The organism is Variovorax sp. GW821-FHT10D07 (assembly GCF_059415325.1).
This window is the reverse complement of sequence record NZ_JBWKMZ010000009.1, coordinates 14235-32191: the sequence shown is the minus strand read 5'-3', so window position 1 is coordinate 32191 and position 17957 is coordinate 14235. Positions and strand designations below refer to the sequence as shown.

Annotated in this window: 17 protein-coding genes; 6 read left to right on the top strand and 11 right to left on the bottom strand. The window is 70.8% G+C overall.

The window, feature by feature from the left end; genetic code table 11:
* Positions 1 to 20: 20 nt before the first annotated feature.
* Together AC07PU_RS24320 and AC07PU_RS24315 are read left to right on the top strand one after the other, a co-directional pair.
* The gene (locus AC07PU_RS24320; protein ID WP_093343749.1) at positions 21 to 479 is read left to right on the top strand and encodes an Rrf2 family transcriptional regulator; all 459 of its coding nucleotides are present in this window, start codon (positions 21 to 23) and stop codon (positions 477 to 479) included.
* On the top strand, positions 472 to 1416 hold the full coding sequence (locus AC07PU_RS24315; RefSeq protein ID WP_296788564.1) for an NAD(P)/FAD-dependent oxidoreductase: 945 nt from the start codon (positions 472 to 474) through the stop codon (positions 1414 to 1416). Before AC07PU_RS24320 ends, AC07PU_RS24315 begins: the two co-directional genes overlap by 8 nt.
* 210 nt (positions 1417 to 1626) lie before the next feature.
* On the opposite strand, the gene fahA is transcribed toward AC07PU_RS24315, so the two are convergent.
* From fahA to AC07PU_RS24280, 7 genes are read right to left on the bottom strand one after another with little or no spacing between them, the layout of a single operon-like run.
* A complete protein-coding gene (fahA, locus tag AC07PU_RS24310) occupies positions 1627 to 2961 on the bottom strand; it encodes a fumarylacetoacetase (RefSeq protein ID WP_495321179.1) in 1335 nt (444 codons plus the stop codon).
* A 13-nt stretch (positions 2962 to 2974) separates the two neighbouring features.
* On the bottom strand, positions 2975 to 3781 hold the full coding sequence (locus tag AC07PU_RS24305) for a cyclase family protein (protein WP_093343754.1): 807 nt from the start codon (positions 3779 to 3781) through the stop codon (positions 2975 to 2977).
* Between the two features lie 60 nt (positions 3782 to 3841).
* Entirely contained in the window at positions 3842 to 4627 is a 786-nt protein-coding gene (locus AC07PU_RS24300) for an ABC transporter permease (RefSeq protein WP_495321178.1), read from the bottom strand.
* Positions 4624 to 5394: an ABC transporter permease gene (locus tag AC07PU_RS24295; protein ID WP_203203582.1), complete on the bottom strand. Its 771-nt coding sequence runs from the start codon at positions 5392 to 5394 to the stop codon at positions 4624 to 4626. The genes AC07PU_RS24300 and AC07PU_RS24295 overlap by 4 nt, the downstream gene beginning before the upstream one ends.
* Positions 5387 to 6244, bottom strand: a complete 858-nt coding sequence (locus tag AC07PU_RS24290) for an ABC transporter ATP-binding protein (protein ID WP_495321177.1) — start codon at positions 6242 to 6244, stop codon at positions 5387 to 5389. Before AC07PU_RS24290 ends, AC07PU_RS24295 begins: the two co-directional genes overlap by 8 nt.
* Complete coding sequence (locus AC07PU_RS24285; RefSeq protein WP_495321176.1) at positions 6241 to 7185, bottom strand: ABC transporter substrate-binding protein; 945 nt, start codon at positions 7183 to 7185, stop codon at positions 6241 to 6243. The genes AC07PU_RS24290 and AC07PU_RS24285 overlap by 4 nt, the downstream gene beginning before the upstream one ends.
* The gene (locus tag AC07PU_RS24280) at positions 7182 to 7934 is read right to left on the bottom strand and encodes a TetR/AcrR family transcriptional regulator (RefSeq protein ID WP_296788579.1); all 753 of its coding nucleotides are present in this window, start codon (positions 7932 to 7934) and stop codon (positions 7182 to 7184) included. The genes AC07PU_RS24285 and AC07PU_RS24280 overlap by 4 nt, the downstream gene beginning before the upstream one ends.
* 100 nt (positions 7935 to 8034) lie before the next feature.
* On the opposite strand from AC07PU_RS24280, the gene AC07PU_RS24275 reads away from it, so the two are divergent.
* Positions 8035 to 10029 (top strand): acetoacetate--CoA ligase, encoded by a 1995-nt coding sequence (locus AC07PU_RS24275; protein WP_495321175.1) that lies wholly within the window; start codon positions 8035 to 8037, stop codon positions 10027 to 10029.
* A 7-nt stretch (positions 10030 to 10036) separates the two neighbouring features.
* On the top strand, positions 10037 to 10498 hold the full coding sequence (locus AC07PU_RS24270) for a YbaY family lipoprotein (protein WP_208507560.1): 462 nt from the start codon (positions 10037 to 10039) through the stop codon (positions 10496 to 10498).
* A gap of 3 nt (positions 10499 to 10501) precedes the next feature.
* Here the strand turns inward: AC07PU_RS24270 and AC07PU_RS24265 are convergent, their stop codons facing one another.
* The 4 genes from AC07PU_RS24265 to AC07PU_RS24250 all read right to left on the bottom strand — a co-directional run bounded on the left by AC07PU_RS24265 (position 10502) and on the right by AC07PU_RS24250 (position 15275).
* Positions 10502 to 12469 carry an adenylate/guanylate cyclase domain-containing protein gene (locus AC07PU_RS24265; RefSeq protein WP_495321173.1) on the bottom strand — a complete coding sequence of 656 codons (1968 nt, stop codon included), beginning with the start codon at positions 12467 to 12469 and terminating at the stop codon, positions 10502 to 10504.
* Between the two features lie 188 nt (positions 12470 to 12657).
* On the bottom strand, positions 12658 to 13368 hold the full coding sequence (locus AC07PU_RS24260; protein WP_495321171.1) for a 2OG-Fe(II) oxygenase: 711 nt from the start codon (positions 13366 to 13368) through the stop codon (positions 12658 to 12660).
* Between the two features lie 66 nt (positions 13369 to 13434).
* Positions 13435 to 14367: an AraC family transcriptional regulator gene (locus AC07PU_RS24255; RefSeq protein ID WP_208507556.1), complete on the bottom strand. Its 933-nt coding sequence runs from the start codon at positions 14365 to 14367 to the stop codon at positions 13435 to 13437.
* Positions 14368 to 14372: 5 nt separating this feature from the next.
* On the bottom strand, positions 14373 to 15275 hold the full coding sequence (locus tag AC07PU_RS24250) for a LysR substrate-binding domain-containing protein (RefSeq protein WP_093343769.1): 903 nt from the start codon (positions 15273 to 15275) through the stop codon (positions 14373 to 14375).
* Between the two features lie 175 nt (positions 15276 to 15450).
* Between AC07PU_RS24250 and AC07PU_RS24245 the strand changes: the two genes are divergently transcribed.
* Both AC07PU_RS24245 and AC07PU_RS24240 read left to right on the top strand, forming a co-directional pair.
* Complete coding sequence (locus tag AC07PU_RS24245) at positions 15451 to 16650, top strand: acyl-CoA dehydrogenase (RefSeq protein WP_057592354.1); 1200 nt, start codon at positions 15451 to 15453, stop codon at positions 16648 to 16650.
* Positions 16651 to 16716: 66 nt separating this feature from the next.
* Positions 16717 to 17949: a CaiB/BaiF CoA transferase family protein gene (locus AC07PU_RS24240; protein WP_495321168.1), complete on the top strand. Its 1233-nt coding sequence runs from the start codon at positions 16717 to 16719 to the stop codon at positions 17947 to 17949.
* The last annotated feature ends 8 nt before the right edge of the window (positions 17950 to 17957 follow it).

The window sequence follows — 17957 nt, the reverse complement described above, 5'->3', positions numbered from 1 at the left end:
CAAGCAACTCATAATGTTGCATGAAACGAGACAGCAAGCTTTCCGCCATCCTGCACGTGCTGCTGCACATGGCCGAGATGGACGAACCCGCGACCTCCGAATCGCTCGCGCAGGCGATGCACACCAACCCGGTGGTGGTGCGCCGCCTCATGGCCGGGCTGCGGCAGGCCGGCTTCGTGAGCTCGGCCAAGGGCCATGGCGGTGGCTGGGTGCTGTCGTGCCCGCTGTCGAAGGTGACGCTGGCCGACATCCACGCGGCCGTGGGCGCGCCCGCGCTGCTGGCCTTCGGCAACCGCACCGAGAGCCCGGGCTGCATCGTCGAGCAGGCGGTCAACACCGCCCTCGACGGCGCCTGCCGCGAGGCCGAGGCGCTGCTGCTCGCGCGCCTGGGCCGCATCACGCTGGCCGATCTCTCGAAGGATTTCCACCGCCGCATGCACGAAGGCGGCTTCACTGCCAAGGACATTGCCCATGCCTGATTCCACGAGTTCTTCCCTCCCCTACGACGCATTGATCGTCGGCGGCAGCTTCGCGGGCCTCTCGGCCGCGATGCAGCTCGCGCGCGCACGCCGGCGCATCTGCGTGGTCGACGCGGGCCAGCCGCGCAACCGCTTCGCCGAGGCCTCGCACGGCTTCTTCGGCCACGACGGCGCGGCGCCACTGGCACTGCGCGACCAGGCGCGCGCGCAACTGCTGGCCTATCCCTCGGTGGATTTCGTCGCGGACGCGGCAGAGACGGCGTGCGTGCTGCCGGCCGAAGAGGGCGACACCCGCTTCGCCGTCACGCTGGCTTCGGGCCAGACCCTGGTGACGCGCCGGCTGCTGTTGGCCACGGGCATGCACGACCTGCTGCCCGAGGGCATCGAGGGCCTCGCGCCGCGCTGGGGTTCCAGCGTGCTGCACTGTCCCTACTGCCATGGCTACGAGTTCATCGACCGCCGCCTCGGCGTGCTGGGCAGCGGCGAGCTGTCGGTGCACCAGGCGATGCTGGTGGCCGACTGGGGGCCGCTGACGCTGTTCACGCATGGCATGCCGCCGCTCGACGCCAAGACGCGCGCGCAGCTCGATGCGCGCGGCATCACGCTCGACCCGGGCCGCGTGGTCGCGCTCGAAGGCCCCGCGAACGCGCTCGAGGCGGTGCGCTTCGACGACGGGCGCCGGCTGCCGCTCGACGCGCTGTTCGTGGCGCCGGCCCAGCGCCAGGGCAGCACGCTGGCCGCGCAACTCGGTTGCGCCTTCGACGAGGGACCGCTGGGCCTGGTGGTGCACACCGATCCGATGATGAAGACGAGCTCGGTGCCCGGCGTGTTCGCGGCCGGCGATGCGGCGCTCGCGATGCAGAACGCCACGCTGGCCTCGGCCGATGGCGTGCGGGCCGGGGCCTCGCTGCACCGCTCACTGATCTTCGGCAACTGAGGGCAGAAGAAGCTTCGAGGTTTCGGCCGGCGCCCGCGCCAGGCGCCGATCTGGCGGGGCGGGAGCAGCCAGCCCGGGGCGAGCCGCCGGGCGCACGCGGGTGGCTGCGGGCGGTGCCGCACCCGCTTGCGAAATGGCTTGCCAGATCGACACCTGGATCGCCTCGGCGCGATCGCTCCTTCGCGGCAAGTCCATGGACCGCGCTCCGCTTCAGCCGCGCGCCGGCAGCACCGTGCCGCGGCTCTCGCCGAAGCCGATGCGCGCATGGCCGGGCTTCTCGCACCAGCCGCGCAGCAGCACGGCATCGCCGTCCTCGATGAAGCTGCGCTGCTCGCCGCTGTCGCCCAGCGGCACGGGCGTCTGGCCGCCGCGCGCGAGTTCGATGATGGCGCCGGCCTCGCCCTCGCCGGGGCCCGAGATGGTGCCGCTGCCGAACAGGTCGCCGGGGTTGAGCTGGCAGCCGCCCACCGTGTGGTGCGCCACCATCTGCGCCACGCTCCAGTACTGGTGGCGAAAGCTGGTGGACGACAGGCGCGACGGGCCGCGCTTCTCGGCGCGCGCCTTCTCGCTCTCGAGCCAGACCTCGAGCCGGATGTCGATCGCGCCGGCCTCGCGGTTGGCCGCATCCTCGAGGTAGGCCAGCGGCTGCGGATCGGCGGCCGCGCGCGTCCAGGGCTGGCGGTAGGGCGCGAGCGCTTCCATGGTCACGATCCAGGGCGAGATCGTGGTCGCGAAGTTCTTCGCGAGGAAGGGGCCGAGCGGCGCCATCTCCCAGAACTGGATGTCGCGCGCCGACCAGTCGTTGAGCAGGCAGATGCCGAAGATGTGTTGCTCCGCGTCCTCGAGTGCGATGGCCTCGCCGTGCGCATTGCCGGTGCCGATCCAGACGCCGAGTTCGAGTTCGTAGTCGAGCCGCGCGCAGGCCTGGTAGGTCGGTGCCTTCGCGCCCGGCGCCATCGCCTGGCCCATGGGCCGGCGGAACTGCTGGCCGCTCACGCCGATGGTCGACACGCGCCCGTGGTAGGCGATCGGGATCCAGCGGAAGTTCGAGGTCACGTCGCCGCCGGGGTTCAGCAGGCGCGTGATGTTGAGCGCATGGTCGATCGAGGTGTAGAAGTCGGTGTAGTCGCCGATGCGCGCCGGGATCGCGTACTCGGCCTCGGCCTGCGGCACCAGGCAGGCGCGCACGGCCTGCACCGCCGCCACCGGCGCATCGTTCTTCAGCAGCGCGAACAGCGCATGGCGCAGCGTCTTCCAGGCCGCGGGGCCGAGCGCGAAGAAGTCGTTGAGCGCGGGCTGCGCGGCCGCCGTGGCCGCTTCGAGCGCGAGGCCGTCGAGCTGCTGCGCCTGCACCAGTGCAGCCAGGTCGAGCACCTGGTCGCCGATCGCGACGCCGCCGCGAAAGGCTTCGCTGCCGCCGGCGCGGCGGAACACCGCATGCGGCAGGTTCTGGATCGGGAAGTCGCTGCCGTGGGTGGCCGTGGGGTTGGCCGATTCGACCCAGCTGCGGGCGTGGACGTCGTGCGTGTGATTGAGCGTGTGCATGAAAGAGGATTCCTTAGACCGAGGCCATCAATGCGTCGTCGAAGATCGCGACCGCGCGCGTCCAGCCGGCCGAGGCGCCGCGGATCTTGTGCGGGAAGCAGCTGATGAAGAAGCCCGTGGGCGGCAACACCTCGAGGTTGTGCAGCTTCTCGATGTGGCAGTAGCCGATGTCGCGGCCGGCCTTGTGGCCTTCCCAGATCAGCGACGCGTCGTGCGTCTCGCCGTACTTCTTCGCGGTGTGGACGAAGGGCGCGTCCCAGCTCCAGGCATCGGTGCCGGTGAGGCGCACGCCGCGCTCGAGCAGGTACATCGTCGCCTCGTAGCCCATGCCGGCGCCGGCCGAGACGTAGTCGGGGTTGCCGTAGCGCGAGCCGGCGCGCGTGTTGATCACCACGATCTCCAGCGGCTTGAGCGTGTGGCCGATGCGCTTGAGCTCGGCCTCGACGTCGGCCGCGCGCACCACGTAGCCGTCGGCGAAATGGCGGAAGTCGAGCTTCACGCCGGGCTGGAAGCACCAGTCGAGCGGCACGTCGTGGATCGCGATCGCGGGCTTCTTCTCGCCGAGCGCCTTGTCCATGGTCGAGTGGAAGTGGTAGGGCGCGTCGAGGTGGGTGCCGTTGTGCGTGGACAGGTGCACCAGCTCGACCGCCCAGCCCTCGCCGTCGGGCAGGTCCTCCTTCTTGAGGCCGGGGAAGAAGGGCTCGATCTGTTCGTAGGTGTTCTCGTGCGTGAAGTACTGGATCTTCGGGCCGAAGGCCGGCGGGTCGGAGAGCACGTCGTTCTCCAGGAAGATCGAGAGGTCGACCAGTTTGCGTGGCATGGGTGGACTCCTTGTGGGGTGTTCGTTCGAGCGGAGGGAAGAGAAGGGAATGGGATGGAATCAGGGCTGCTGCCAGCGCAGCAGGCGTCGTTCGGCCAGGGCCAGCAGCGCATTGCTCGCGAAGCCGATGAGCCCGAGCAGCACGATGCCGGCGAACAGCTCGCTGGCGCGGAAGGCGCGCGCGGCCAGCAGGATGGCCTGGCCCAGGCCGCTTTGCGAGGCGATCATTTCGCCCACCACCGCGACGATCAGCGCGATGGTCAGCGCGAGCCGCATGCCGGCCAGGATGTCGGGCATCGCATTGGGCAGGCCCATCTTCCAGACATAGGCCGCGCGCGACATCTGCAGGCAGCGCGCCACCTCGGCCAAGCGCGGCTCCACGGCCGCGAAGCCGTGCACCGTGGCCAGCAGCACCGGCCACATCGCGCCGAAGGCGACCACGAACAGCACCATGCCGGGGTTGAGCCCGAAGATCGAGATCGCCAGCGGCAGCAGCGCCGAGGCCGGCAGCGGGCGCACGAACTCCAGCGTGGGCTGGACCCAGGCACGCACCGCGGGCGAGACGCCGATGGCCGCGCCGAGCAGCACGCCGGCCAGCGAAGCCAGCAGCCAGCCCTGGACCATGCGGCCCACCGTGGCGCCGGTGAATGCGAGCAGCTCGCCGCCGCCTTCGCCCGACAGGTTCAGCCCTTCGCTCAGGCTCGCGAAGGTGGCTTGCGGCGTCGGCAGGAACACGCGGCTGACCCAGCCCGCGTTGCTCGCGACCCACCACAGCGCGATCAGCGCCAGCAGCACGCCCAGCGCGCCGAATTGCTCCAGGCCCTTGCGTTCGTCGTGGCCGTTCATGACACGACTCCCATGCGGCGCGACACGCCGCGCTGCAGCCGCAGCATGGCCGCGTTGATCGCGAAGCCCACCACGCCGATCCAGCCCAGCCAGGCGAGCATCAGCGCGGGGTCGAAGCTCTGCTGCGCGATCATCATCGCGTAGCCCATGCCGTTGGGATTGGCCGCGATCTCCACCGTCACGGCCACCACCAGCGCCACCGCCACGCCGAGCCGCAGCGCGACGAACAGGCGCGGCACGATGGCCGGCAGCACGATCTTGAAGGCGCGTTCGCGCGCCGACAGGCCCAGCACGCGGCTGACCTCGAGCAACCGAGGCTCGACCTGCTGCACCGCCGCCTGCACCAGCACCAGCAGCGGCCAGAAGGTGGCGAAGGCGACGATCGCCAGCTCCATGCGCACGCCGAAGCCGAAGCCCAGCATCGCGAGGGGGATCAGCGCGACCGAGGGCACGGGGCGCAGCACCTCGATGGTGACCGAGCCGAGCCGGGCCGCGCGGCGCGACAGCCCGAGCACCAGCCCCAGCGCGATGCCGAGCACCGCGCCCAGCAGCAGGCCCAGCGCGGCGGTGCCGAGCGTGAAGCCGGTGGCCTGCCACAGCGAGCCGTCGAGCGCGGCGCCGGCGAAGGCCCTGGCCGCGGCGCTCGGCGGCGCCAGCGCATCGCTGCCCAAGGCGGCCGCGCGGCGCGCGTACCACTCGAAGGCGCCGATCAGCAGCGCCGGAAACACCCAGGGCCGCAGCCCGCGCACGAGCCGGTTCTCAGTCATGGCCGTGCTCGATGAAGGCGAACAGCTCGCGCCGCAGCCGCAGGTAGTCGGGATGCTCCTTGGTCGTGAGCTGGTCGCGCGGGCGCGGGATCTTCACGTCGATCATGCGCGCGAGGCTGGGCCGCCCGGGACCGGGGTTGGCCTGCAGCGCGATCACGCGGTCGCCGAGGTAGATCGCCTCCTCGAGGTCGTGCGTGACGAACAGCACCGTGAGGCCGTCCTCGCGCACCAGCCGCGCGAGCTCGTCCTGCAGGCTCTGGCGCGTCAGCGCGTCGAGCGCGCCGAAGGGCTCGTCCATCATCATCAGCTCGGGCTTCTGCGCGAGGCAGCGCGCGATCTGCGCGCGCTGCTGCATGCCGCCCGAGAGCTGCACCGGGAACTTGTGGGCATGCTTCGCGAGCCCGACCTTGGCGAGCACGTCGGCGATGCGCGGCGCGCGCTCGGCCACGGGCACGCCGCCGGCCTCGAGCGCGAGGCTCACGTTGCCCTCGACCGTGCGCCAGGGCAGCAGCGCGCGGCCGTAGTCCTGGAACACGAAAGCCACCTCGCGCGAGGGCTCGAGCATCGTCACGCCGTTGCGCCGCACCTCGCCCGCGCTGGCCGCGACCAGCCCGCTGGCCGCGCGCAGCAGCGTGGTCTTGCCGCAACCGCTGGGGCCGACGATGCAGACGAATTCGCCGCGAGCCACGTCGAAGGAGGTGGGCGAGAGGATCTCGCGGCCGCCGAGGCGGATGGTCACGCCGTCGAAGCGCAGGAAGGGCGCGGCATGGCGCGCGGGGCCGCTGCCCGGCAACGCGGCGCCCGACGACAGCGCGCTGCGCGCCAGGTTGGGAACGGGCGTCGCGATCATTTGGCCACCAGCTTCGCGACGTCGATGTCCGAGCGCAGCATGCCCTGCTCCTTCATCAGGCCGGTCCAGTAGGCGAGCTGCTTCTCGCTCGCCACCGGGCCCGGTGGCGAGATCTGGATCTTCGCGAGCACGTCGGCCGGCAGCCGGGTGTACTTGCCGATCGAGGCGCGCAGCTTCGCTTCGTTCTTCGGCTGCTGCATGAAGGCCGCGGCCTCGACCAGCGCCTCGCGGAAGGCGCGCGCCGCGCCCGGGTTCTTCGCCACCCATTCGCGCTTGGCCGCGTGCACGATGGTCAGATTGTTGTCGGGCAGGAAGGTCGAGTAGTACGAGGCCACGTAGCCCGCGCCGCTGTCGGTGATGCGGGTCATGAACGGGTCGGTCGACACGACTGCATCGACCGAGCCGCCGCGCAGCAGGTCGGCATGCTGCGGGAAGGCGGCCTCGACGAAGTTGACCTTACGGTGGTCGACGCCGCTGTCCTTGAGCCAGGCGCGGAAGGTTACGTGCAGGAAGGCGCCCAGGCCCGGCACGCCGATCTTCCTGCCCACGCAGTCCTGCGCGCTCTTGATGCCGCTGCCCGCGCGCGCCACCAGGCCCGCGCCCGTGATGGTCTTCGAGGTGAGGCCGCCGCCGGCCACCACCACCAGGTCGAGACCGCCATCGACCGCCTGCAGGAACACCGAGGGCGTGGGGCCGCCGAGCTGCAGCGAGTCGGACTGCAGTGCCGCGGGAATGGTGGAGTTGAGCGGGATGAACTTGAGCTCGACCTCGAGGCTGCGCTTCTTGAAATAGCCTTCGTCGGCCGCCACGAACACCGAGGCGAAGTCGGTCACGGCCGTGTAGCCGAACACGATCTTCGTCAGGGGCTGGGCGCGCGCGGGCAATGCGGCGGCCGCCGATGCCGCGGCCAATGCCGACAGCAGGGTGCGTCTCTTCATCATGGTTTTTCTCTCCTGAGGGGTGCTTTCTTCTGGGGTGACTTGGCGCTCTTCGGCCGCGGCAGCGCATGGCGCAGGCCGCCGACGATGAAGTTCACGAGCATCGGCGCCATGGCCGGATCGCCGGGCGTGTTCTCGCCGCGCGACAGGCGCGCGATGCGGCTGCTGTTCAGGTGGTTCATGAGCGCGCCGAGCGCGAACTGGTAGCCCCAGGCGACTTCGCCGCGCGTGGCATGCGGCAGCACGACGTGCAGCGCATCGATGAAGGCCTCGGCCAGCGGATCGAAGTAGGCGCGCAGCACGCGGTCGGCCTCTTCGGTGGTGTTGGCGAGTTCGCGTGCCACCAGCAGCGCGTAGTACTCGCCCTCGGGGCTCGCGCGCAGCGCCAGCACCGGCGTGGTGAAGGCCTCGATGATGCGCGGCAGCGTGCGCGCGTCGTCGGGGTCGAGGTTCACCGCCGCCAGCCCCGCGAGCCGCGCCTCGATCGAGGGGGCCCAGTGCTCGAAGATGGCGTGGAACAGCTCGTGCTTCTGGCCGTGGTAGTAGCCCACCAGCGCCAGCGGCACGCCGGCCTCCTCGGCGATCTGGCGGATCGTCACCGCGTGGTAGCCGTGCTGCGCGAACAGCTTCTCGGCCGCCAGCAGGATCGCCTGCCTGCGGTCGGGCCGTGCCGTCTCGATGGCGACAGCGGCGGCGGACGATGCGCTCGGGCGCGCGGCGCGGCGCTTGGCGGTGGGTGTGCGGGTGCTCATGGAGGCGTATTGAACACTTGTACAAAAATGTTGAACACGCGTACAAACCCTGAGGTCAACCCCTCTTGAGCGCACTCCGTCACGGCGCTACGCTCGCTCCATGCCCGCTCCCAACATCCCCCAGATCCGCCTCTATCAAGACTGGCTGCGCGAGACGCGCGGCCTCGCTTTCGACAGCTACGACGCCCTGTGGCGCTGGTCCGTCACCGAGCTCGATGCCTTCTGGCAGAGCATCTGGGACTACGCCCGCATCGAGTCGCCCACGCCGCACACGGCCGTGCTCGCCGAGTCGCGCATGCCGGGTGCGCGCTGGTTCCCCGGGGCCCAGGTCAACTATGCGCGCGAGGTGTTGCGTCACGTCGACGCGGCCCACGCGGCCGGCATGCCCGCGATCGTCAGCGACAACGAGCGCGGCGAGGTGCGCGAGCTGTCGTGGCCCGAGATGCGGCGCCAGGTCGCGTCGGTCGCGCTCACGCTGAAGTCGCTCGGCGTGAAGCGCGGCGACCGCGTCGCGGCCTACATGCCCAACGTGCCCGAGACCATGGTGGCCTTTCTCGCCTGTTCGAGCATCGGCGCGATCTGGAGCGTGTGCGCGCCCGACATGGGCACGGCCGCCGTGGCCGACCGCTTTCGCCAGATCGAGCCCACCCTGCTGATCGCGGTCGACGGCGTGCACTACGGCGGCAAGCCGCTCGACCGCAGCGCCGTGCTGCAGGAACTGCGCGACCAGCTGCCGAGCGTGCGGCGGCTGCTGCTCGTGCCCTCGCCCCATGCCACGGGCCAGGTGGCGCACGACGTCGACTGGGCCCGGGCCACCGCGCGCGACGACGCCGAGGTCGCCGCCTTCGAACCCGAATCGCTGCCTTTCGACCATCCGATCTGGATCGTCTACTCGAGCGGCACCACCGGCCTGCCCAAGCCCATCGTGCATGGCCAGGGCGGCATCATCCTCACCATGCATGCCTGCGGCCTGCACAACGACGTGGGCGCGAGCTACGGCGCCAACAATTTCGGCGAGCGCTACCACTGGTACAGCTCCACGGGCTGGGTGATGTGGAACTCGCAGCTCTCGGGCATGGCCTTCGGCGCCACCATCTGCATCTACGACGGCAACCCAGCCGGCAGCAAGGAGAAGCCCGACTGGGGCGTGCTGTGGCGCTTCGTGGCGCGCCACCGGGTCACCTTCTTCGGCGCGGGCGCGGCCTACTTCAGCAACTGCATGAAGGCCGGGCTGGTCGCGAAGGACTGCGGCGACCTCTCGCGCGTGCGCGCGCTCGGCAGCACCGGCTCGCCGCTGCCCGAGGAGGTGCAGCGCTGGGGCACGCAACAGCTGCTCGACGCGGGCTCGAAGGACGTGTGGTGGTGCAACATCTCGGGCGGCACCGATTTCTGCGGCGCCTTCGTCGGCGGCCACCGCGAGCTGCCCGAGGTGCCGGGCCAGATGCAGTGCCGCGAGCTCGGCCATGCGGTCGAGGCCTGGAACGAGCAGGGCCAGCCGGTGATCGGCGAGGTCGGCGAGCTGGTCTGCACCCAGCCCATCCCGTCGATGCCGCTCTACTTCTGGGGTGACGAGGGCAATGCGCGCTACGTCTCGAGCTACTTCGACACCTACCCCGGCGTCTGGCGCCACGGCGACTGGATCCGGATCGGCAGCGACGGCGGCTGCATCATCTACGGCCGCAGCGACGCCACCATCAACCGCCAGGGCCTGCGCATGGGCACCAGCGAGATCTACAGCGCGGTCGAGGGCCTGCCCGAGGTGCTCGACTCGATGGTGGTCGACCTCGAGTACCTGGGCCGCGAGAGCTACATGCCGCTGTTCGTGGTGCTGCGCCCCGGCGTCGCGCTCGACGATGCGGTGCGCGCGCGGCTCAACCATGCGATCAAGACCTCGCTGTCGCCGCGCTTCGTGCCCAACGACATCTTCCAGGTGGCCGAGATTCCGCGCACGCTCTCGGGCAAGAAGCAGGAGCTGCCGATCAAGAAGCTGCTGCTGGGCCAGCCGATCGAGAAGGTGGTGAACCGCGAGGCGATGGCCAACCCCGGCAGCCTCGACTGGTACGTGGCCTTCGCGGCGCAGCGCGCGTCCGTATGATGGCGCGATGCTTTCCAGACGCAACGTATTCCTTCTCGCGATCGCCACCGGCGTGGCCGGCGCCGCGCTCCTGAGTGCCTGCGCGGCCTCCTCCCCGTCGGCGCCCGCCGCCTCGGCCGCGCCGCTCGTCGTGAGCGGCACCGTGAGCTACCGCGAGCGCATCGCGCTCGATCCCGCCGCCGAGGTGCGCGTGCAGCTGCTCGACGTCTCGCGCATGGACGCGCCTTCGGTCGTGCTGGCCGAGCAGCGCATCCGCGCCGACGGCCGCCAGCCGCCGTTCGCCTACACGCTGCAGGTCGACGCGGCGCGCATCGATCCGCGCATGCGCTACGCCGTGGCGGCGCGCATCGTGCGCGGCGAGCAGCTGCTGTTCATCAACGACACGCAGTACAGCGTGCTCACGCAGGGCCAGGGCACGCGCGCGGACCTGGTGCTGGTGCGCGTCACGCCCGCGCCGCCGCCGCGCTGAGCTTCAAGCGAGCAGCTCGTAGAGCACCATCTTCGTCTGCCGGCCGCGCAGCTCCACCTGCTCCTCGACGCGGCGCGTCGCCAGCCGGCCCTTGATCCCGGCATGGGTCACTTCCGACACCAGCAGCTGCGTGCCGAGCTGCTTGTTGATGCCCTCGATGCGGCTCGCCACGTTGATCACGTCGCCGAAGGCCGTATACGACAGCCGGTCGTTCGAGCCCAGCACGCCCGCGATCACCATGCCGGTGTGGATGCCCACGCGGGTGCGGAACTCGGGCAGCGCCTGGCTGTGCCACTGGCGGTTGAGCGCGCGCATCTCGGCCTGCAGCTCGAGCGCCGCGAGGCAGGCCTTGTACTCGGCATCGGGCAGGTCGGCGGGCGCGCCCCACAGCACCATGATCCCGTCGCCGATGAACTTGTCGATCACGCCGCCATGGCGCGCGAACACGCGCGCCGCGAGGTTGAAGTAGTCGGTGAGCTGGCCCACCAGCACGGCCGGCGGCATCGACTCGGAGATGCTCGTGAAGCCCTCCACGTCGGTGAACATCACCGTCACGCGGCGCGGCGAGCCGTTGGGCGCGAGCGCATGGCCCTGCGCGATGAGCTGGTTGATCACGTCCACCGGCACGAACTTGCTGAAGGCCTTGAGGCTGCGCGCCGACTCGTCGAGCGCCTGGTCCAGGTGCTGGATCTCGAGCACCCGGCTCGGCTCGCGCGGCAGGCTGTCGAGCTCGAGCATGCCGATGCGGCGCGCGATGCGCGACAGGTTCTCGACCGGCGCCGTCACCAGCTTCGACAGCCGCAGAGAAATTGCGAGCGCCACCGCGAGGAAGCCCAGCACCAGCAGCATCGACCACAGCACCGCGCGGCGCAGGTCGCCGAGCAGCGCGTCCTCGGGCACCCAGCTCACCAGTTCCCAACCGGTGATCTCGATGCGCGAGGTCTGCGCCAGGTAGCGCCGCCCTTCGTGGCGGAACGAGAACGCGGTGTCGGCCGCGTGGCCCGCGGTGCCGTCGTCCACCATGTGCTGGTGCAGTTCGCCGAGCACGCCCGTGGGCGCCTCGAGCTGGTGGCGCACGCCCGGCATGTCGCTGCGCGCGAGCACGCGGTGGTCGGCCGACAACAGCGCGCTGCCGCCGAAGCCGCTGCTGCTGAACTGGCGCACGAAGTCCGAGAGCCGGCCCAGCGACACGTCGCCGGCCACCACCAGCGCCTGCGGATTGCCGTCGGCGTAGCGGCGCCGGCTCGGCAGCGCGTAGGTCACGCCGAGTTCCTGCGCGGCCGCGAAGACATAGGGCTGTGTCCACACCGGTCCCTTGGCCGCGCGGGCCCCGATATACCAGCTGCGCGTGCGCGGGTCGTAGTCGCTCTGGAAGGCCTCGAGGCGGATCGTCTGGTAGCGCTGCTGCGGCTCGGCATCGACCTCGAGCGGGCGCTTGTACTGCCAGGTCTCGGTGGTGATGCCGCGCTCGGGCGCGATGAGGCGGATCGCCGGCGCGGGATAGCGCAGCGCCATCAGCATCTGGCCCTCGTCGTTCGCAACGTAGAGGCTGTCGAGCTCGGGCGACTGCTGCAGCATGGTCCAGAGCATCTCGGCCGTCCATTCGCCCTGTTCGCCCGCGGGCCGCAGGCTCGGCGTGCCGGCGACCGCGCCGACCACCGACTCGGCCTTCGAGAGGAAGGCGTTCACCTTGTCCTCGGTGCGGTCGTGGTTCGACTTGTGGGCCGACACCCCGATGCGCGAGACCAGCCGCTGCGAACCCCAGTAGCCGAGCGAGACCAGCAGCAGCGATTGCGTGAGCGCGACCACGCTCACGATGGTGCCCACGTCGACCCGGAAGTGACGGGTACGGCGCCGCGAAGGCGCCGGGTTCGAGGCGAAGCCGAAGGTCCATGGCCGTGTGACAGACGCGGTCGCTTCGGAAGACGGCCGCGCGGCCGGGTCCGGCGCGCCGGACGGATATCTGTTCATACTGCTCCCTGTCTGCCCAAGCGCATCCGCGGCCGGAGGGCCACGGATCGGCAGCCGGCGGTCTCGCTGTCCGATCAGTGCGTCGGAAATGCTGGCGAGTGCCGGATGCGGGGCGGATTCTCGCTCCACTCCCTCGAAGCGGGCGAAAGCTGTGCCGGGACAGTCGGAGATTCGGCGACGCCGCGCGCCTACTGGGCGTCGTGGAAGATCAGCCCCAGCGTCTGGCGCCGGCCCGAGCGCACGCGGCTCACGCCATGGCGCATCGTCACGCGGTAGCTGCCGCGCGTGCCCGCCACGGGCCGCTGGTTGACCGCGAAGATCACGGCCTCGCCCTGCGCCAGCGGCACCACCTCGGCGCGCGACTGCATGCGCGGGCGCTGCTCGGTCAGCACGAACTCGCCGCCCGTGAAGTCCTCGCCGGGCCGGCTCAGGAGCACCGTGAGCTGCAGCGGGAACTGCAGTTCGCCGTACAGGTCCTGGTGCAGGCAGTTGTAGTCGCTCTCGTCGTAGCGCAGCAGCAGCGGCGTCGGCCGCTGCTGGCCGGCCGCGTGGCAGCGCGCGAGGTAGTCCGCGTGCGTGGCGGGATAGTCCGCCGGCAGGCCCATCGCCCCGGCCCAGGCATTGGCCAGCGGCGCGAGCCGTTCGTAGAGCGCGGCGCGCCACGCCGCGACCGGTTCGGGCAGCGGATAGGCGAGGTACTGGTACTCGCCCTGGCCGAAGCCATGGCGCTGCATCACCACGCGGCTGCGGAAATGACGCGGTTCGTCGTACATCGCGGCCAGCGCCGCGCACTGGCGCGGACCAAGCAGGCGGCCGGTGGTGGCGCAGCCGCGCGCGGCGAGGTCGGCTTCGATGCGGGGCCAGTCGAGCGCATCGATCACGGAAGCGGGAGAAGGCATGGGGCGAGTGTGGCGCGGCCAGCGGGCGCGGGCTGGCCGTTTCCGGACGCGGCTTTCAGGCCGCGCTCAGAGCGGCGCGATCGGAATGCAGATGTCGCACTCGAAGGCGTGCGTGTTGTCGTCGTAGGCGTAGCTCGCCGCGTAGTGCTCGAAGGCCGGCCGGTTGTCGAACTGGAAGCCGCTGCCCGGCAACCAGTCGCGCAAGAGGCGGGTCCAGGCCGTGTTGATCTCGGCCGGCAGGCCGTGGAAGCGCAGCGCCGCATAGCGCCCGCCCGGCAGCACGGTCTTCTGGAAGCCGCCATCGGGCACGAAGTCTTCGGGCACTTCCACGCAGGCGTCGTAGCGCGACTGCTCGGGCGGCGTGATGCTCGGGTCGTCGTGGCTGATGCCGTAGCGCGCGCCCGACCACAGCCGGTGCCGGGTGATCCAGGGCGCCACCTGCTCGCCCCAGAACGCGCCCACGGGCGCGCCGAAGGGGCCGACGTAGCGCAGGTAGGCGATGGTGACGGGTGGGCGGATGATCAGTTCGACGTTCATGGGGGGCTCCGGGGAAGCGGCGCCGTCGGGATCGCGGCGTGGACCGGGCCCATTCTTCGTGAAGCCGTGCCGTTCGATCTGATCGGGATTGCTGTTCGCCTCGGGCAGCAGCGACCAGTCGTGCGCCGCGCGCCAGCTGCTGGGCGCGCTGCCGAAGCGCGCGCGGAAGGCGCGCGAGAAGGCCTCGCCCGAGCCGAAGCCGACCGACACCGCGGCCTCGAGCACCGACAGCCGCGGCTGCGTCGCGAGCCGCAGCGCGGCGACCTCGAGCCGGCGCCGGCGCACGTAGTCGCCCAGCGTCTCGCCGGCCCAGGCCGCGAACAGGCGGTGGAAATGGAAGGCCGAGAAATGCGCGACGTCGGCCAGCTCCGCGAGGTCGAGCGGGCGCTCGAGGTGGTCGTCGATGTGCGTCACCACCTTGTGCATGCGCCACTCGTACTCGGACCGGCTGTCGCGCGGCATCGGCTTCAACCCTCGCGGGCCTGCGCGAGCAGCCAGTCGCTGAAGAACTTCAGCAGCGGCCGCTGGTCGGCGCGCTCGGGCGTCACGAGGTAGTAGGCGCGCTCGCCCGCGAGCGGCCGCGGGCAGGCCACCACCAGCTCGCCACGCGCGAGCTCGTCGGCCACCAGCATGGTCGGCATCAGCGCCACGCCCAGGCCCTGCGAGGCGGCCGCGGCCAGGATCGAGAACAGCTCGTAGCGCGGGCCGCCGCGCGCATTGGGCGCGTCGACCTGCTGCGCATCGAACCACTGGCGCCAGCCGTCGGGCCGCGTGCTCTGCTGCAGCAGCGGCATGTGCGCGATGGCCGTGGGCGAGACCGGCTTGCCGCGCGGCAGCAGCGCGGGGCTGCAGACCGGCACCACGTCCTCCTGCATCAGCGGCAGCGCGTGCGTGCCGGCCCAGTTCTGCACCTGCGCCACCGTGCCCGCGTAGAGCGCGGCATCGAACTCCGCGTCGGCGAACAGGAAGGGCCGGGTGCGCGTCTCGATGTGCACCACCACGTCGGGCTGCAGCGCCGCGAAGCCCTTGAGCCGCGGCATCAGCCAGCGGGTGGCGAAGGTGGGCACGGCCGCCAGCGACAGCGAGCCGCCCTCGCCCTGGTGCGCCATCGCGTCGAGCGTGTCGCGCTCCATCGCCTCGAGCCGCTTGGCGGTCTGCCGCGCATAGGCCGCGCCGCTCGCGGTCAGCGCCACGCCGTGGCGCGTGCGGCGGAACAGCGCCACGCCGAGGAAGGCCTCGAGCGTGCCGATCTGGCGCGACACCGCGCTCTGGGTGAGCGCGAGTTCCTGCGCGGCGCGCGTGTAGCTCTCGTGGCGCGCGGCCGCGTCGAAGCACACGAGGGTCTGCAGGGGCGGGATCTTGCGGCGCATGTATGCCGCGAGTGTATGACTGGCGCAGGGCTTTCATCAATGAAAGCACGGCTCCGGCAACGCCCAAGACATTCTGGATCTGCATATCTGGGTGAGGATTCATCGTTTGCGCCGCGCCCCCTGCCTCGCTAGGATCGCCCGATCCCCTCTTTTCCCCTTTTCCGGAGACAGCCGCATGGCCGCCAAAGCTTCCTTCCACTGGGACGACCCCTTCCTGCTCGACCAGCAGCTCACCGACGACGAGCGCATGATCCGCGACGCGGCCAATGCCTACTGCCAGGAGCGCCTGGCACCGCGCGTGCTCGAGGGCTTCCGCACCGGCGAGACCGACCCGGCGATCTTCCGCGAGATGGGTTCGCTGGGCCTGCTGGGCCCGACGATCCCCGAGCAGTACGGCGGCCCCGGCCTCAACTACGTGGCCTACGGCCTCATCGCGCGCGAAGTCGAGCGCGTCGATTCGGGCTACCGCTCGATGGCCAGCGTGCAGAGCTCGCTCGTGATGGTGCCGATCTTCGAATTCGGCACCGAAGGCCAGAAGCAGAAGTTCCTGCCCAAGCTCGCCACCGGCGAATGGATCGGCTGCTTCGGCCTGACCGAGCCCGACCACGGCTCCGACCCCGGCAGCATGGCCACGCGCGCCAAGAAGGTGCCGGGCGGCTACGCGCTCACCGGCAGCAAGATGTGGATCAGCAACTCGCCGATCGCCGACGTGTTCGTGGTCTGGGCCAAGGAAGTCAGCGAGAGCGGCGCCGTCGGCCCGATCCGCGGCTTCGTGCTCGAGAAGGGCATGAAGGGCCTGAGCGCCCCGGCGATCCACGGCAAGGTCGGCCTGCGCGCCAGCATCACCGGCGAGATCGTGATGGACAACGTGTTCTGCCCCGAGGAGAACGCCTTCCCCGAGGTGCAGGGCCTCAAGGGTCCGTTCACCTGCCTCAACAGCGCCCGCTACGGCATCTCGTGGGGCGCGCTCGGCGCCGCCGAGGACTGCTGGCACCGCGCGCGCCAGTACACGCTGGACCGCAAGCAGTTCGGCCGCCCGCTGGCCGCCAACCAGCTGATCCAGAAGAAGCTGGCCGACATGCAGACCGAGATCTCGCTGGGCCTGCTGGGCAGCCTGCGCCTGGGCCGCATGAAGGACGAAGGCACGGCCGCGGTCGAGATCACCTCGATCATGAAGCGCAACAACTGCGGCAAGGCCCTCGACATCGCCCGCCTGGCGCGCGACATGATGGGCGGCAACGGCATCAGCGACGAGTTCGGCGTGGCGCGCCACCTCGTGAACCTCGAGGTCGTGAACACCTACGAAGGCACGCACGACATCCATGCGCTGATCCTGGGCCGTGCCATCACGGGCATCGCCGCGTTCGCCAACTGAAAACGGACAGCCGAACGCGGAAGGAAGATCCAAGCGACTTCCGCGTTCTGCCCCCGCATTCCCGACATGACCCAAGCAGCCCTCGACGGCATCAAGGTTCTCGATCTGTCCCGCGTGCTCGCGGGCCCGTGGTGCACGCAGATCCTCGCGGACCTGGGCGCCGATGTCGTCAAGATCGAGCGTCCCGGCGTCGGCGACGACACCCGCACCTGGGGCCCGCCCTTCGTGAAGGACGCGAACGGCAACGACAGCGACCAGGCCAGCTACTTCACCGCCTGCAACCGCAACAAGCGCTCGGTCACCATCGACATGGCCACGCCCGACGGCCAGGCGCTGCTCAGGCAGATGGCGGCGCAGGCCGACGTGGTGGTGGAGAACTTCAAGACCGGCGGCCTCAGGCAGTACGGCCTCGACCAGGAGACGCTGCGCCGCGCCAACCCGCGGCTCATCTACTGCAGCGTCACCGGCTTCGGCAACGACGGTCCCTATGCCGAGCGTGCGGGCTACGACCTGATGATCCAGGCCATGACCGGCATGATGAGCATCACCGGCCGCCCCGACGGCGAGCCCGGCGGCGGTCCGCTGCGCGTGGGCGTCGCGCTCACCGACATCTTCACCGGCGTCTACGCGAGCACCGCGATCCTCGCCGCGCTGCAGGTGCGGCACCGCACCGGCGAAGGCCAGCACATCGACATGGCGCTGCTCGACGTGGGCATGGCGATCCTCGCCAACCAGGCCAGCGCCTTCCTCAACACCGGCAAGGCGCCGGCGCGCCAGGGCAACACCCATCCGAGCCTCGCGCCCTACCAGGACTTCCCGACGCTGGACGGCGCGATGCTGCTGGCGATCGGCAACAACGGCCAGTTCGCGCGCTTCTGCGAGGCCGCGGGCCAGCCCGGCTGGGCCAGCGACGCGCGCTTCGCGACCAACACGCTGCGCGTGAAGCACCGCGGCGTGCTGATCCCGATGATGGAAGAACTCACGCGCACGCGCACCACGGCCGACTGGGTCGCGCTGCTCGAGGACAAGGCCGTGCCCTGCGGCCCGATCAACGACATCGCGCAGGCCTTCGACGATGCGCAGGTCAAGGCGCGCGGCCTGGCGGTCACGCTGCCGCGCGACGCGGGCGACGGCATCACGGCCATCACCGGCGTGGCGAGCCCGCTGCGCCTGTCGGCTACGCCGCCGGTGCTGCGCCGCGCGCCGCCCGCGCTGGGCCAGCACACGCGCGAAGTGCTCGCCGAGATGGGCATCGACGCGGCGCGTTTCGAGGCATTGCGCGCCTCGGGCGTGGTCTGACACACTGG

What these genes read in the sequence shown, in the direction of transcription:
- AC07PU_RS24265 (WP_495321173.1), bottom strand. Translation starts at nt 12,469, where the DNA reads ATGAACAGATATCCGTCCGGCGCGCCGGACCCGGCCGCGCGGCCGTCT.
- AC07PU_RS24315 (WP_296788564.1), top strand. Translation starts at nt 472, where the DNA reads ATGCCTGATTCCACGAGTTCTTCCCTCCCCTACGACGCATTGATCGTC.
- AC07PU_RS24305 (WP_093343754.1), bottom strand. Translation starts at nt 3,781, where the DNA reads ATGCCACGCAAACTGGTCGACCTCTCGATCTTCCTGGAGAACGACGTG.
- AC07PU_RS24290 (WP_495321177.1), bottom strand. Translation starts at nt 6,244, where the DNA reads ATGATCGCGACGCCCGTTCCCAACCTGGCGCGCAGCGCGCTGTCGTCG.
- AC07PU_RS24240 (WP_495321168.1), top strand. Translation starts at nt 16,717, where the DNA reads ATGACCCAAGCAGCCCTCGACGGCATCAAGGTTCTCGATCTGTCCCGC.
- AC07PU_RS24300 (WP_495321178.1), bottom strand. Translation starts at nt 4,627, where the DNA reads ATGAACGGCCACGACGAACGCAAGGGCCTGGAGCAATTCGGCGCGCTG.
- AC07PU_RS24255 (WP_208507556.1), bottom strand. Translation starts at nt 14,367, where the DNA reads ATGCCGCGCGACAGCCGGTCCGAGTACGAGTGGCGCATGCACAAGGTG.
- AC07PU_RS24250 (WP_093343769.1), bottom strand. Translation starts at nt 15,275, where the DNA reads ATGCGCCGCAAGATCCCGCCCCTGCAGACCCTCGTGTGCTTCGACGCG.
- AC07PU_RS24280 (WP_296788579.1), bottom strand. Translation starts at nt 7,934, where the DNA reads ATGAGCACCCGCACACCCACCGCCAAGCGCCGCGCCGCGCGCCCGAGC.
- AC07PU_RS24320 (WP_093343749.1), top strand. Translation starts at nt 21, where the DNA reads ATGAAACGAGACAGCAAGCTTTCCGCCATCCTGCACGTGCTGCTGCAC.
- AC07PU_RS24275 (WP_495321175.1), top strand. Translation starts at nt 8,035, where the DNA reads ATGCCCGCTCCCAACATCCCCCAGATCCGCCTCTATCAAGACTGGCTG.
- AC07PU_RS24295 (WP_203203582.1), bottom strand. Translation starts at nt 5,394, where the DNA reads ATGACTGAGAACCGGCTCGTGCGCGGGCTGCGGCCCTGGGTGTTTCCG.
- AC07PU_RS24245 (WP_057592354.1), top strand. Translation starts at nt 15,451, where the DNA reads ATGGCCGCCAAAGCTTCCTTCCACTGGGACGACCCCTTCCTGCTCGAC.
- fahA (WP_495321179.1), bottom strand. Translation starts at nt 2,961, where the DNA reads ATGCACACGCTCAATCACACGCACGACGTCCACGCCCGCAGCTGGGTC.
- AC07PU_RS24260 (WP_495321171.1), bottom strand. Translation starts at nt 13,368, where the DNA reads ATGCCTTCTCCCGCTTCCGTGATCGATGCGCTCGACTGGCCCCGCATC.
- AC07PU_RS24285 (WP_495321176.1), bottom strand. Translation starts at nt 7,185, where the DNA reads ATGATGAAGAGACGCACCCTGCTGTCGGCATTGGCCGCGGCATCGGCG.
- AC07PU_RS24270 (WP_208507560.1), top strand. Translation starts at nt 10,037, where the DNA reads ATGCTTTCCAGACGCAACGTATTCCTTCTCGCGATCGCCACCGGCGTG.